The organism is Burkholderia sp. AU28863 (assembly GCF_002223195.1).
In the GTDB taxonomy this organism is placed as follows: domain Bacteria; phylum Pseudomonadota; class Gammaproteobacteria; order Burkholderiales; family Burkholderiaceae; genus Burkholderia; species Burkholderia sola.
In genome coordinates, this window is sequence record NZ_NKFE01000006.1 from 477,472 (window position 1) to 491,934 (window position 14,463).

The following is a 14,463-nucleotide window of genomic DNA, read 5'->3' on the forward strand; positions in this document are numbered from 1 at the left end:
TTTAATGTCATACGATGCCGCGGCCGGCCTTCGTGAGGGCTCGTGGTGACCGGTCTCGGCGTCGAGGGTTGCTTGATTCCAATGGAGCCCACTTGCAGCAGAGGCGTCTCGAACCTCTTGCACTGGTGTTACCCCCGGGAGGGAAATGTGAAGTCGATCAGCTGTGCTTACGCCACTGCACTCATCGCGGGATTGGCGATGCCATGTGCGCATGCCGAATTGGGTGGCGCACCGATGTCGCTGTCCGCCGCCGATCATGCCGCGAAAGTGCGCGTGATACGGCCTGCGAATCGAGCGGCCGATGGCCTGACGGCGAACCCGGCCGCTTACATCATCCGTGAATCTACGCTCGAATCGGGAACCGTGATTCGCGAATACACATCGGGCGACGGAATCGTCTTCGGCATAGCGTGGCAAGGGCCGACGGTTCCCGATCTCGCGTCGGTGTTCGGCGGTTATCTTCGCGATTACAGCGCAGGCGTGGAAGCCGCGCATGCGCTTCGTGGCTGGCGTACGCCGGTATCTGTATCGACGAGCAATGTCGTGATTAAAACAGGAGGGCACATGGGGGCATTTTCCGGGCAAGCCTGGTTGCCGCCTGCGCTTCCATCCGGCCTGACCGGCAACGATATCCTGTAACCCCGATGAGAATGATCATGAGCATTTTCCGTACTGTCGTTCGGTGGTCGAGCATATTCAGCTTGATGACCGTCTCGACAGCCTTCCTCGTTGCGTGCGGCGGCGGCGATTCAGGTTCCGGCGAAACGGGCGTCAGTAGTTCGGGTGCGTCGGACGGCAACACTGGAAATACTGCAATCGTTACGGTCGCGCGAGGCGTTGCACGCGTCGTCAACATTCCGACCGTCAACATCAAGATTTGTGCGCCCGGAACGTCACGCTGCCAGGTGGTGTCCAATGTGCTCGTCGACACGGCATCGTATGGCTTGCGGATCGTACGCGATGCAATTCCAGGCGTCATCGACAGCCTGCCTAAAACGATCACAAGCGACGGATCGACGCTTTCCGAATGCGGCATGTTCGTGTCGAGTTATACGTGGGGCACGGTTCGGACGATTGACCTGTCGATTGGCGATGAACGTGCGAGTTCCTTGCCGGTGCAGATCATCGGCGATCTCGGAACGGACAACGTGCCAAGTTCCTGTACGAACGGGAACAAGGCTGTGAACTCGGCCAGCGACCTTGGTGCGAACGGCATTCTTGGAATTGGCCCGGCGCCCTATGATTGCGGCGCAACCTGTGTGAAGGTCGCGTCGTTGAGCAACTACTACGCGTGCATGGACGGAAACGCGAGTTGCGCACAAGTCACCGTGCCGCTATCGCAACAGGTCAGCAACCCCGTCAGTCAGTTTGCCGCAGACAACAATGGCGTGATCGTACAAATGCCGCAGATTTCGGCAGGCGGTCAGGAAAGCGCGACGGGCTCGTTGATTTTTGGCATCGGCACTCGAAGCAACAATGCATTTCGTGCCACCACGAAGCTGATGTCGACGACGACGGGTGATGTGCCGGGAGCGTTTCTTTCCAGAAAGGTCACCGCGTTCTTTGATACGGGATCCAATGCGAATTTCTTCGATGACTCGTCGCAGATCACGTGTACCAGGAACACGCAATTCTATTGCCCATCAACGACGACCACTTATGCCGCGACTCTGGTTGGTCTCGATGGCACGGCGAGCATGGTTTCCATCTCCGTCGCAAATGCAGATACGTTGTTCTCAAAAAGTTCGACATATGCATTCAATGACGTCGCTGGTCACTTCGGATCGTCCTCCTGGCTCGATCTCGGCTTGCCCTACTTTTACGGTCGGACAATCTATTTTGGCCTGGATCGTTCGGCGGAAGGCGGGTCTGCGCCTTACGTCGCATACTGATGCGTTGAGAGGGGCCGCCACTGATCACGAACAAAATACGACCACTCGCCCCTTCGCCGCCTCAATCCTTGCACTTATGCTGCGGCAGCACCCAAAGCATCCGTCCGACCGCCTCGGCCTGATTCCGCGAATGAGTCTTTTCATAGATCGCCCGCAATTGAGTACGCACCGTCGCCAGCGACACACCCGCGCCGGCCGCACATTCATCAGGCGTCTTGCCGTTGATCAGCGCTTCGGCCACCGCCGCTTCGGCGCTCGACAAACCGAACGACTGCCGCAACTGTTGCGCGACGACGAGCGGGGCCGCGCCGCGTCGCCTGACCGTGACCAGCATCGTCGCATCGCCGAACGTCGCATGGAGCGCCTGTCCGGACAGCGCCGCGATGCTGAGAAAGACTTCATGCGCGGCCACCAGCGTGCCCGAAAGTGCAAGGCTCTCGCTCTTGCGGGTCTTCGCGACACGCGCCAACGTCGCCTTGAGTGCATCGTTCTGCGGCGCGCTCGTCGCGCTCAGGTATCCGTTCTCGAGCTTGAGGCAGGTGGTGGCGCGCAGCATCGACTCTGCCGCCCGGTTGACGAAGACGACATGCGCGTGCCTGTCCAGCGCAAAGACGGAGAGGCCCAGCTCCTCCATCAGTTCGGCGCCGAGCGTGGCGTCGCGATGCAGCACGCGTGCGTCTCGCCACAGGTTGATCGAGCGTTGCAGATGCCTGGCCATACCGGTCAGCGTTGCGCGTTCCTCCGGCGAATACGGCGTGCGGCCGTGCGCTCGCAGTAGCCCGAGCAGAATGTTGTCGCTGCCGGGGCGCGCGAAGCGAATCCCCATCAGGTAGCGAAATCCGGACGGAATCTGAAAGTCCTGGAAGAACTCGCTGCGTTCGACGTCGCGGTCGGTGAGGTGATCCTGACAGCAAACGAATTCGCCGAACGGTGCATTCTCGACGAAGCCGCGACGTGGATCGAGCGCGCCGTAATACTGGTCGTAGAGGGCGATGATCTCGTCGAATTCCGCGCGTGGCGAATAGATCGAGAATTGCGGGGCATTGCGCGCGGCGTCCCAACTGAACATGTGAAAAACGTTTGCGCCGAGCGATTCGGATACCCGATGAAAAACTTCGAGAAAACCGTTCGGCTGCAGCGCGGCCTCATAGAGGTCCCCGATGAGTTGGTCCCGTTGCATGCTTCCCCCGTCGCTTCGCGATCTTCGTATGTGGTTTTTGTCTGACGATATTGCTTCGAATACCGAATTTTCAGGATTTGTTTTCAGGCTAACACAGGTTGTTTGCGTTTCATGCGATGTTATTTCCCGATTTTCATCCACGTGAATGATGATCGTCAAAATCGGCTTTGCGAGAATCCTCGCCATCCAGCGTGCATGAGCGGTGCATATGACACGCATCAACCAGAAGGATGTCGGGGGAAACGCAATGAAACTCACGCCTGTCGTATCCGGTATTGCAGCGCTCGTCCTGTCGGCTTGCGGTGGTAGCGACAGTTCTTCGCCACCGCCCGGGCAGCCGGCGGCTCAGACAGTCAGCGGCGTCGCGGCGGCCGGCGCGGCGATGCAGGCCGCCACCGTGAAGCTGGTCGATGCGACGGGCAGGACGGTCGACTGCCCGGCCGATGCGTCAACCGGCGCGTTTCATTGCGCGGTGACCGGCTTGACCGCGCCTTTTGCGTTGTCCGCATACGGCAACGTCGCCGATTCGCAGGCCACGCTGATCGCGCTCAGCGCCACGGCGGGCACGCAGACGATCAACATCACGCCGATCACGAACGCGATCGCCGCCACGATCGTCGGCGGCGACCCGACGAAGCTGCTGGCCGACACCGGTTTGCTGCAAAGCAAGGTCACGGCCCAGGCCGTTGCCGGCACGGTGCAGGCTTATTCGACGGCGTTGGCCGACCTGCTGGCCGCCACCGGCAATACGGGCGTCGACCTGATTTCCGGCCCGTTGACCGCGGGTGCGCCGGGGCTCGACCGGTTGCTCGACCAGCTGAAGATCAACGTGCTGCCGGATGGCGGTGTCCAGATCAGCTCGGTGGCGGGCGCGTCCAGCGATACGCCGGTGCAGCTTCAGCTCGCGCCCGGCGTCGCGCCGCAGGCGAGTGACAAGGCCAGCCTGCCGGCTGCCGCGACGATCAATGGCGCGGTGGTGTCGAACCTGCCGAGCGCCAGCGATCTGGCGGCATTGCAGCGCGCGCTCAACCAGTGTTTCGCCGGGTCGACCGGCGCTGCGCGCACGGGCGGCAGCGTATCGGCGTGCGGCCAGATCTTCGTCGACGATGTCGCGTCCGGCGCGCTCAATGCAGGCGTGCCCGCCGCATATCTGAACAACGGGATGTCGGTCGACCAGGAGTTCGGTGCGCCGGCCGGCGGCGCGCCGGGCATCGTGGCCGACGATGCGATGAACAACGCCAGCTTCAGCCTGCCGGAAGTCATCCGCGTCGTCGCCGGCGACACGATGTGGATCAAGCTCGCGTGGACACGCAGCGACGGCATTCGCGACGGCATGCAGCAACATGTGCAGCTCGCGGTGCGGCCGGGCAGTCTCGCGAATGGCGATACCGGCTGGCGCGTGATCGGCAACCAGCGCGCGGTATTGAGCAAGGTCAACGCGAACGCGCAGAAGTGGGACTGGTTGAACCCGGCCAATCCGTCGACGGGGACCAACGCGTTCGTCGATTCGCTCAACCTGCAGGTGGGCGCCGTCGACGCGGCCGGCACGGCGGTGGACTTCGCGATCGTCAACGGCCCCGGCTTGCGCAACGGCGTGTTTCTCCAGCCGTCGAGCGGCACCTGCGACACGCTGAACATCCGTGCGCAGATCGCCAGCGGGCAGACGCCGGCGCAGCTCGCCGTACTGGCGAAGAGTGCGCAGTGCCGCAACAACTTCCGCCTGGCCGGCGTCGCGCAGGATCCGGCGAACCAGGGCCTGTTCACGTGGCCGGGCGACGCGCCGCGCAACAATACCGCGTGGGCGAAGCCGCAACTGAGCACCGCCGAGCTGGCCGACATCAAGCCGTTCAGCGCCTATACGATCGACGTCTACCAGAACGGCAACACGTCGACGCCGGCCAGGCACTACACGGTGCGCTTGCGTACGCCGTCGCCGTCGCCCGACGCGCTGCGTCAGTACGCGTGGCACGACCTCGCACAGTCCACGCGCGACAAGCTGACGCCGGGCTCCGCCGCCACGTTCGCGGGCGGCGCGACTTTCCCGCTGGGCTGGACGTCGAAAGCGGGGCTGCCGTTCGTCAAGCGCGGCAACGTGCAGATCCGCGCAACCGCGACCGGGCAGACAGTGGCGACGTTCGTCAACGGGATTGCATCGGCGCCGGTGGTTCAGCCGGGTGCGGCGGTGACGCTCAACGTGCCGGGCGATCAGGGCGTCGCGTTCCCGTCGGTGGCCGGCTGGGGCGGCAGCACGGACTTCTCGTTCGTGAGCCTGAACTGGTCCGATTCGATCGACACAGTCTTCACCGAGTCCTTCGAGTACGACCGGTAACGGTCGGTCGGACCGAGGCGTGCGGCGAACACGTGGCCGGCGGGACGATGCGCGACCCGTCGGCGCGTTCCCGCTCGCCGGCCTGGCGCGACCGCGGGGCCAGCTCGTTCTCATGCACGGCATGGACGGGTATCGAGATGTCGGCGGATGTGCCGTGCTCCGGCGCATGCACCGGCGACGATGCGCGCTACCAGCCCGCCGCCGCCCGTGCCTTCAGACACTTGAACCCCAGCCTCACGGCTCCGACGCCGCCCGCGACCGGAATTCGCGGCAACAGAAACGGATCGTCGTTCGCACCGGCACATCCGCGCCGGGTCGTCGTCGCATTGCCGTAACCGGCGGCGATGACCTGATCGCGCACGCGCGCATCCAGATCGCCGTACGGGTAGCAGAACGATTCGACGCATTGACCGCTCAGCTTTTCGAGTTTCCGCTTCGATTCGGTCAGCTGAAAGTCCGAGACAGTCGATGGCACATACGACAGCGCGACGTGATCGAGCGTATGCGAGCCGATTTCATGACCGTGATCGCGCCACGCGAGCATGTCCTCGCACGTCATCAGCGGCGAGCGCGCGGTCGGCGCGCCCGCGTCCCAGTCGTTCGCGCCCCCGAACCGGCCGGCGACGAAGTAGCACGTCGCGGTGAATCCGAGCGTGTCGAGCACGGGCATCGCGTGCGTGAGCACGTTGAGAAAGCCGTCGTCGAACGAAATGCCGAAGACCTTGCCCTGCCGCTCCCCGCGCAGGTACGGCTGCAGTTCGCGCACGCTCAGGCCGCGATAGCCGAGCCGCCTGAACAGCATCATCTGGCGGCGGAACGCGTCGGGCGCGACGCTCAGGCCGCGCAGCCGGTCGGTCGGCGGCGGCAGCGGGCGGATCTGGTGATACATCAGGATCGGATAGCGGGAGATGCGCGCAAGCATGGGTGGATCGCAGGAAAGCGGGATTACGCGGCCTTGCGGAAAATCCGCAGGGTCTTGAAGTCGCACTCCTGCGTGCGCAGGTCCCAGTATTTCTTCCAGATATTCATTGCCATTTCGTGTTTCTCAACGAGGTCACCCAGCGCGACGGGTTGTGTCGAACCGATTTCTGATAGACGGACAAGGTCGCGTCGATGAACGCGTCGAACGAGAATTCGCGGCGGCCTTTCAGCCGCGCGCTGCGCCCCATCGCCCGGATGCAACCGGGCGCCTGCACGATCGCGCGCAGGATCGCTTCGATCGCCGCGGGCTCGCGCGGCGGGACGACCCAGCCGTCCACGCCCGGTTCGACGTTTTCGGGCAGCCCGCCCACGCGCGTCACGATCGCGGGGCAGCCGAGCGACATCGCTTCGCGGCACGCATACGACAGGCTCTCGTGATACGACAGCACGAACGACACGTCGATGATCGAGAACGGCGCCCGCACATCGTCGAGGCGCCCGGTGAACGCGGTGCGCGACGCCATGCCGTGCCGCGCGAGCTGCTCGCGCTGCTCGCGGGACGGCTCCGCGCCGACCAGCAGCACGCGAAACCGCTCGCGCTCGGCTTCGGGCAGGCGGCCGAGCGCCGCGATCAGGTCCATCCAGCCTTTTTCGGGCGCGGTGCCGGCGCTGCTGCCCAGCACGATCGCGTCCGCGCCGGCCGCCCCGAACAGCGCGATCTTGCGGCGGCGGATCTCGTCGGCCGCCAGTCGTTCGGCAGCCGGCCGGCGCACGCCGTGCTTGACCACGGTGACGTTTCCGTACGGCGAGCGCAGCGCGAGCATGCTCGCGACGTAGTCGCTGACCGCGATCGTGTGGTCGGTGGCGAGCCGCGCGCGCAGCAGATTGCCGAAGCTGTCGGCGCGATAGGTGTTGTGCTTGGTCAGCACGACCGCGGGTCGATACCGGCAGCCGAGCAGCGCGAGCATCACCTGCCGGTGATCGGCGGACCCGTTCACGTGGATCACGTCGAAGCGCTCGGCGGCGATCCGCCGGCGCAGCCGCAGAATCTCCCGGCACAGCCGGTTCCAGCGCGGCTTGAATTCCATGTCGAAGATCGCCACGTCGGGACTGTCCCGCAGGAGCCGCGACAGGCGGCTGCCTTCCGGCGACGCCACGGTCACGCGGTGATGGCGGCTCATCGCGACCGCGAGATCGCGGACGTAGGTGTCCTGGCCGCCGCCGTAATCGCCGTGGAAGTTGGTGTACAGAATGTTCATCACGATGCGGCTTTTTCCCGGTCATTCATTTCAAAGGATTGCTGATGAAATGAATGACTCGACCTGATGGAAGCAATGACGTGAACGCGATGCCGCGTTTCCGGCTCGAGATTGCGTGTTGGCGTCAAGCGCCGGCGTCAACGCGAATCATTTCCAAATATTACAGATCGGTTACGTGCCGTAGTGTCGATGTCTGCGCATCTTTGTGAGAATGTGTCGCGATCGCTGCATCGTGTCGCGTCGTGCACGCCGACACGTCCTTTCCCGACGACATCAGGACGCAAATCAACCCGCGCCGCTTTCAGAATTGAAAGCTGGTGCGCCATTTGCGTTAGAATGCCCCCCCTGTCCGCCCGGGTGACCGCCGGAGACCGCCCGCAGCGGACGGATCGCCCGGATGGCGACACAGGTTTCGATTCGCCGCCGGACGCGAATGATCGGCCCGCCGTTAGCAACATACGCTTTGTAATTTGGACGACTAATGAAGAAGAAACACAACATTACCGGGTACATCGTTGTCGCGATGATTCTTGGTATCGCCGTGGGTTACGCCTGCCATAGCGCGTTTCCCGACCCGAAGATGGCGAAGGAAGTCGCCGGCTACGTGTCGCTGCTGTCCGACGTGTTCCTGCGCTTGATCAAGATGATCATCGCGCCGCTGGTGTTCGCGACGCTGACCGTCGGCATCGCGCAGATGGGCGACGGCGGCGCGGTGGGCCGCGTGGGCGTCAAGGCGTTCGGCTGGTTCTTCATCGCGTCGTTCACGTCGCTGCTGCTCGGTCTGCTGGCCGCGACGATCCTGCAGCCGGGCAGCCACCTGAGCCTGCCGCTGCCGCCGTCCGATGCGGCGCTGAACCTGAAGACGGGCGCGTTCACGCTGAAGGATTTCGTCGTGCACCTGGTGCCGAAGTCGATCGCCGAGGCGATGGCGAACAACGAGATCCTGCAGATCGTCGTGTTCTCGATCTTCTTCGGCACCGCGCTGTCCGCGCTCGGCGAAGCGGGCAAGCGCCTGACCGGCGTGATCGACGATCTCGCGCAGGTGATGCTGAAGGTGACGGGCGCGGTGATGTGGTTCGCGCCGGTCGCGGTGTTCGCGGCGCTCGCGTCGACGATCACGACCGAAGGGCTCGGCATCCTGCTCACGTTCGCGAAGTTCATGGCGAGCTTCTATCTCGCACTCGCGCTGCTGTGGGCCGTGCTGACGCTCGCCGGCGTGACGTTCCTCGGCAAGCGCGCGTTCACGCTGCTTCGGCTGATCCGCGAGCCCTTCCTGCTGTCGTTCGCGACGGCGAGCTCCGAGGCCGCGTATCCGAAGCTGCTGGACGCGCTCGACCGCTTCGGCGTGAACCGCAAGATCTCGAGCTTCGTGCTGCCGATCGGCTATTCGTTCAACCTCGACGGCTCGATGATGTACTGCACGTTCGCGGTGCTGTTCATCGCGCAGGTGTACGGGATCCATCTGCCGCTCGGCACGCAGATCACGATGCTGCTGATGCTGATGGTGACGTCGAAGGGGATGGCGGGCGTGCCGCGCGCATCGCTGGTCGTGATCGCGGCGACGCTCAACCAGTTCAATCTGCCTGAAGCCGGGTTGCTGCTGATCATGGGCGTCGACATGTTCCTCGACATGGGGCGCTCGGCCACCAACGCCGTCGGCAATTCGATCGCGGCGGCCGTGGTCGCGAAGTGGGAAGGGCAGCTCGGCGCGCCGCGCGACGACGACGATTCGGACGGCGCGCGCGTGGCCGAGGTGAAGGTGCGCGAAACGTCGGCATGATGTGTGGCAATGCGGCGGTGCAACGCCGCGTTGCCCGACCCGCGGCAAATGATATTCGCCGGCCTGGACGCGATACGGATCAGGCCGGCGATTTGCGTCGGACGCGGTAGTTTTTCCGATACTTCCGAAATGGCATTCGCCGTTTCAATTGATCGACGTCGAATGGGCGGCGATATTCCGGCAGGCGAGTGCCTGATTCTCCCGATTCCTGATTCGCCGCGTAAGTGACCGTTCACTGACGCACGGTCGAGCGCGTCGCAAGCGCGGGCGATTCGCAATTTTTTTCGATTTATATAACGCTATTCTCGCCCTGCGCATGATCGAATGCATGCCGTATGTCATACCGACCGCACCGGATGATTCGGGGAAGAATTTACATCTCGCGGACTACAAGCCATCTGGCCGGCCGATCCCTCGTGTGAACGATTACCCGATTCAGGAGAGCATCCGTCATGGTCGCCAGAAAACGCATCCAGGCTGCGGTCGTCGCCGCGGCGATCGCCGCGCTCGCGCCGGCCGCGCACGCAGCCAACACCACCGACTGGATCGCGAACACGTACGGCACGCTCGCGGCGCACGTCGGCAACGTCGCGCGCGCGATGTGGGTCGCGCCCGAAGGCGTGATCTACACGGCGTCGATGTGGGACGAGGATGAAGGCGGCGTCGCGATCTACCAGAACGGCAAGAGCATCGGCTCGATCGGCGCGCATTCGGAATTCCAGGGCAGCGCGATCACCGGCAATGCAACGTCGCTGTTCGTCGCGCTGCAGCCGGGCAAGACGTACGGCAGCGGTGCGGTGGGGCGCTACAACCGCGCGACCAAGTATCGCGACCTCGTGATCCAGATCAGCGCGGCGACCAACCAGCCGCGCATCGACGTCGTCACCGGGCTCGCGACGGCCGGCTCGCTGCTCTATGCGAGCGACTTCTACGGCAATCGCGTGCGCGTGTTCACGACCGATGGTGTGTGGCAGCGGGACATCGCCGTGTCGGCGCCGGGCGCGCTCGCGGTGGACGGCGCGGGCAACGTGTGGGTCGCGCAGAAGCGTGCCGGCTCGATCGTCGCCTTCAGCCCCGCCGGCGCGTTGCTGAACACGATCCGGATGCCGGCCGGTTCGCAGCCGTCGGCGCTGTATGTCGATGCGGCGGCCGGGCAACTGCTGGTGGGCGACGAAGGCCCCGACCAGAACATCAAGCGCTATTCGATCTCGGGCCGGCCCGCGCTGGCCGGCACGTTCGGCGTGCGCGGCGGCTATCTCGACACGACGACGGGCATCAAGGGGCAGGTCGGCGCGCAACGCTTCACGCGAATCGTCGGGATCGGCAAGGACACCGGCGGCAACCTCTACGTGCTCAACAACCCGTGGGGCGGCAGCTGGGATCTCGGGCGCAACGGCGCGACCGACATTCATGCGTACGGCAGCAGCGGCAACCTGCGCTGGACGCTGCAGTCGCTGAACTTCGAAGGCATCGCCGCGCCGGACCCGGTCACGGACGGCGCGCTGTTCTACGGCGGCACGCATATCTACAGCGGCAGTGCGGGCGGCAAGTTCGTCGCGAACACCGTCGATCCGTTCACGTATCCGTCGGACCCGCGCATCAACATGAGCGACACGCAGCGCGACGAGCACTTCGGGCTGCTCACGTCGGTCGGCGCGAACCGGATCCTCGTCGCGGCCGGCCAGAATCCGCCCGTCTTCTACTTCTATCACTTCAACGCGGCGAACGGCTACATCGCGATTCCGGACGGCTCGATTCCCGGCTCCGCGTTCAACACGACGCAGCGCGTGACCGGCGGCTTCAGCGTCGACAGCCAGGGCGGCGTATGGGCCGGGCTCGACAAGACCGGCGCGATCACGCATTACCCGCTGACCGGCTTCGACGCGAACGGCAAGCCGTCGTGGGGGCCCGGCGTCGCGACCCGCATTCCGGCCAGCATCCAGCCGCTGACGCGCATCGTCTATCTCGCGGACAGCGACACGATGGTGCTCGCGCAGGGCGCGGTCGGCAGCAACGACTGGACGTCGATCGGCACGCGCATCGAGGTGTATCACGGCTGGCGCGCGGGCAACACGACGAAGCCGGACCCGGTGATCACGCTGCCGCACAGCGGCGCGAAATCGATCGATGCGGCGGGCAACCACCTGTTCGTCGGCTACTGGTTCAGCAGCAGCGGGCCGCTGTGGCCGAACGTCGACGCGTTCAACCTCAGCACCGGCAATCTCGACACGACGCTGGTCAACGCGAGCCCCGCGACCGTCGATACCAGCAGCGCGATCGATGCGATGTACAGCATCCGCGCGTATCGCCGCTCGAACGGCGAGTACGTGGTGATGAAGAACAACGTGAAGGGAAACAGCATCACCGTGTACCGGTGGACGCCCTGACGGTTTGAACGTGTGGCCGTTTCGGGCAGCGGCCGTACTCGCGAAGTCGTGAAAGCAATCGTGCGCATTTCGCGGGATTGTTGCGCAATGCGTGTGCAATGAATCGCACGCACCCTGCGTGCCGCGCCGTGTCGGGCCGCGTTCCCGAACCTCCCGACGTGGAAATGCGGTTCCGTGCACAATGGCGGCGGCTCCCGCAGACGGTGTGCGGGCGTGCACGATGAACCGGCGCGGCTGCCCCCTGCCGCGTTTCTTATGCTCGAAGCGACCCAACGATGAAAATGAAAACGACACCGAACCGCCTGTTGACGATCGCCGCGCTGGCCGGCGCACTGAGCGGCCCCGCCTACGCGCAGACGGCGGCGACCGTCGCGACCGTCAACGGCACGCCGATCACGCAGGCCGACGTCGATACGCTGCTGCGCGCGTCCGGGCAGCCCGATTCGCCGCAGATTCGCCAGGCGATCAAGAATCAACTGATCACGCGCGTGCTGGTTCAGCAGGCGGCCGAGAAGGCGAACTACGCGGACAAGCCCGAGGTCAAGGCGGCGATGCAGCAGGCGAAGGTGACGGCCGAGGTTCAGCTGTACCTGCGCGACAACGTGAAGCCGGAGCCGGTGACGGACGAGCAGGTCAAGGCGCGCTACGACGAACTCGTCGCGGCGCTCGGCAAGAACGAATACAAGCCGCGCGTGATCGTCGTCAAGGATGCGGTGGCGGCGGCGACCGTGCTGAGCGAGCTGAAGGCGGGCAAATCGTTCGACGGGCTGGCGCGCCAGTACAGCCTGGCGCCGAGCCGCGATACCGGCGGCGAGCTGCCGTGGGTGAGCTTCAATACGCCGGCGGCGGAGGGCAAGACAGCCGGGTTGCCGCTGCCGGTCGCGCAGGCACTGGAGAAACTGCCGGTCGGCGCGGCGACGAAGGACTCGATTCCGGTCGATGGCGCGCGGGTGATCGTGAAGCTGGATGCGAAGCGGCCGACGCAGGTGCCGGGTTTCGAAACCGCGAAGCCGACGCTTCAGCAGCAGTTGCAGGCGATCGCGGCCGAGAAGGCGAGTGCGCAGATGATCGGCAATCTGCTGAAGGACGCGAAGATCACGCAGTAACGCGAAGGCGTCGAATCGCCGCGCGTCACGCGCGCCAGATCATGTTCGCGCTGGTGTCGGTCGCGGATACGACGCGGAAGCCGAGCCGTTCGTAGAGCCGCCGCGCCGGATTGCCGTGCAGCACGCTGAGCGACACCGGCACGTGCATGCGTGCCGCGTCGGTCAGCAATGCGTGCAGCACGGCCTCGCCGATTCCGTGGCCCGGGCGCGCGGGGAGGATCTGGATCTGATGGACGTGCCATTCGCCGGCGTCGCGCGTCACCTTCAGCAGGCCGATGGGGGCGGCGCTTTCGCAGACGATCATCGCATCGTCGAAATTCGCGCGGATGCGCCGGTCGTGCGCTTCATCGTCGATCGGCGCGCCGACGCGCTGCAGGTGCTCGGTCATCGTGAGTCGACGGAGCGTCAACAGGAACGGGAAGTCTTCCCGAGACGCAGCGCGCAGATGGATCGCCGGTTTCATGAATGGTGCGCGGTTGCGTCGGGCGCGAGGCCACGGCGTGGATCACAGGCCCGACAACGGAATCTGCAGGCCGGCCGGACGATGTTCGAGGACATTGGTGACCTCGTATTCGGTTTTTGCTCCGTCCGAAGTTTGCCACTGCTGCATACGGACATTGCACAACAGCACGTCGCCCCTGCTGAAACTGATCTGGCTGTTGTTCACGCGCGACAGGAAGCCGGCATCGGTGATCGTCGCGTGAATCGTCGACGTGCCGTCGTACAGGCGCCACTTGTTATCGTCCTTGAATGCGAGCGACACGATCGAGAACGCCATCTTGCGATGCTCGTCGAGCAGGAGCGCATCGGTTGGCTCCGGCGCGTGAAACCATGCGATCTCGTTGCGGGCGACCGTCTCGTACACCTCGGTATCGGTGCCGGCCGCGAAAATCTCGATGCCTTCGCGCGCGAGCGGCGCAAGCACTTGCGCGGTTGCGCGGCGAACGCGGACGTCGCGTAGCAGCGTGAGCACGGACAGATCGATTTCGAGTGTGTCGCCGTCGACGTGCAGCACCGCGGTGTGGTCCTGCATCCGCACGTGCGTGATCTCGCGCCCACGCAACCATTTGAGGACGGCGAAAAGCCCCTTCCTCGCCCTGGGCGCGGCGATGCCGAGCGAGATCAGGATCGTCACCGCATTGGCGAGCGCCGTGCCTTCGCTGCCGCTCAGCATGTCGCGCATGCGGCCGAGCAGCGACGTCGCGAGCGTGAAGTCGATGCCGAAGCTGCCGGTCTTGAAGCTGCCGCGCACGTTGACCTGCGGCCGGACCCGATCGCCGCATAGTGCGCGCGTCGACGCGTCGAGCAAATCGCCGAAGGCGAGCAGCGCGGGCGCGAGTTCGCGCACGTCCATCTCGGACGATTCGAGCGTGGGCCCGTCGTACGTGATGCGAAATCGGCTCATGGCGTCGAAGGGGGCGATATCGGCCGGGTCGGTACGGTTTCCATTGCGTTCGGTCATGTCGAGTGCTGGCAGGAGAGGGGGACGATACCCGAAACGAAGACTTTCGGATGTCCTTCATGTTGAACGCGAATGACCGTTTGTGCGCGATTTTGGCCATCCGGACAAGGCGGCTTTCCGACATGTCCCGATAGCGCCAGGCAAGCA

The 14,463-nt window shown here is 64.6% G+C and carries 11 protein-coding genes; 6 read left to right on the top strand and 5 right to left on the bottom strand.

Features of this window, described 5'->3' with window-relative positions; translation table 11 throughout:
* Positions 1–198 precede the first annotated feature (198 nt).
* Together CFB81_RS28820 and CFB81_RS28825 are read left to right on the top strand one after the other, a co-directional pair.
* A complete protein-coding gene (locus CFB81_RS28820; RefSeq protein ID WP_204494090.1) occupies positions 199–639 on the top strand; it encodes a DUF2844 domain-containing protein in 441 nt (146 codons plus the stop codon).
* Between the two features lie 17 nt (positions 640–656).
* On the top strand, positions 657–1,892 hold the full coding sequence (locus CFB81_RS28825; protein ID WP_256976357.1) for a DUF3443 domain-containing protein: 1,236 nt from the start codon (positions 657–659) through the stop codon (positions 1,890–1,892).
* A 61-nt stretch (positions 1,893–1,953) separates the two neighbouring features.
* On the opposite strand, the gene CFB81_RS28830 is transcribed toward CFB81_RS28825, so the two are convergent.
* Positions 1,954–3,072 carry a helix-turn-helix transcriptional regulator gene (locus CFB81_RS28830; RefSeq protein WP_089437405.1) on the bottom strand — a complete coding sequence of 373 codons (1,119 nt, stop codon included), beginning with the start codon at positions 3,070–3,072 and terminating at the stop codon, positions 1,954–1,956.
* 247 nt (positions 3,073–3,319) lie between these two features.
* On the opposite strand from CFB81_RS28830, the gene CFB81_RS28835 reads away from it, so the two are divergent.
* Complete coding sequence (locus tag CFB81_RS28835) at positions 3,320–5,401, top strand: hypothetical protein (protein ID WP_089437406.1); 2,082 nt, start codon at positions 3,320–3,322, stop codon at positions 5,399–5,401.
* Between the two features lie 187 nt (positions 5,402–5,588).
* Here CFB81_RS28835 and CFB81_RS28840 read toward each other — a convergent pair whose 3' ends face one another.
* Positions 5,589–6,323 (bottom strand): polysaccharide deacetylase family protein, encoded by a 735-nt coding sequence (locus CFB81_RS28840; RefSeq protein ID WP_089437407.1) that lies wholly within the window; start codon positions 6,321–6,323, stop codon positions 5,589–5,591.
* Positions 6,324–6,426: 103 nt separating this feature from the next.
* Entirely contained in the window at positions 6,427–7,581 is a 1,155-nt protein-coding gene (locus CFB81_RS28845) for a glycosyltransferase (RefSeq protein WP_089437408.1), read from the bottom strand.
* A gap of 481 nt (positions 7,582–8,062) precedes the next feature.
* Between CFB81_RS28845 and CFB81_RS28850 the strand changes: the two genes are divergently transcribed.
* The 3 genes from CFB81_RS28850 to CFB81_RS28860 all read left to right on the top strand — a co-directional run bounded on the left by CFB81_RS28850 (position 8,063) and on the right by CFB81_RS28860 (position 12,854).
* Positions 8,063–9,361, top strand: a complete 1,299-nt coding sequence (locus CFB81_RS28850) for a dicarboxylate/amino acid:cation symporter (RefSeq protein WP_069617519.1) — start codon at positions 8,063–8,065, stop codon at positions 9,359–9,361.
* 452 nt (positions 9,362–9,813) lie between these two features.
* Positions 9,814–11,748, top strand: coding sequence for an SMP-30/gluconolactonase/LRE family protein (locus CFB81_RS28855; RefSeq protein ID WP_089437409.1), 1,935 nt, complete (start codon positions 9,814–9,816; stop codon positions 11,746–11,748).
* 275 nt (positions 11,749–12,023) lie between these two features.
* On the top strand, positions 12,024–12,854 hold the full coding sequence (locus tag CFB81_RS28860) for a peptidyl-prolyl cis-trans isomerase (RefSeq protein ID WP_089437410.1): 831 nt from the start codon (positions 12,024–12,026) through the stop codon (positions 12,852–12,854).
* Between the two features lie 25 nt (positions 12,855–12,879).
* Here the strand turns inward: CFB81_RS28860 and CFB81_RS28865 are convergent, their stop codons facing one another.
* Together CFB81_RS28865 and CFB81_RS28870 are read right to left on the bottom strand one after the other, a co-directional pair.
* Positions 12,880–13,317, bottom strand: coding sequence for an N-acetyltransferase (locus tag CFB81_RS28865; RefSeq protein ID WP_089437411.1), 438 nt, complete (start codon positions 13,315–13,317; stop codon positions 12,880–12,882).
* Positions 13,318–13,359: 42 nt separating this feature from the next.
* Positions 13,360–14,316 carry a hypothetical protein gene (locus tag CFB81_RS28870; RefSeq protein WP_089437412.1) on the bottom strand — a complete coding sequence of 319 codons (957 nt, stop codon included), beginning with the start codon at positions 14,314–14,316 and terminating at the stop codon, positions 13,360–13,362.
* Between the last annotated feature and the right edge of the window lie 147 nt (positions 14,317–14,463).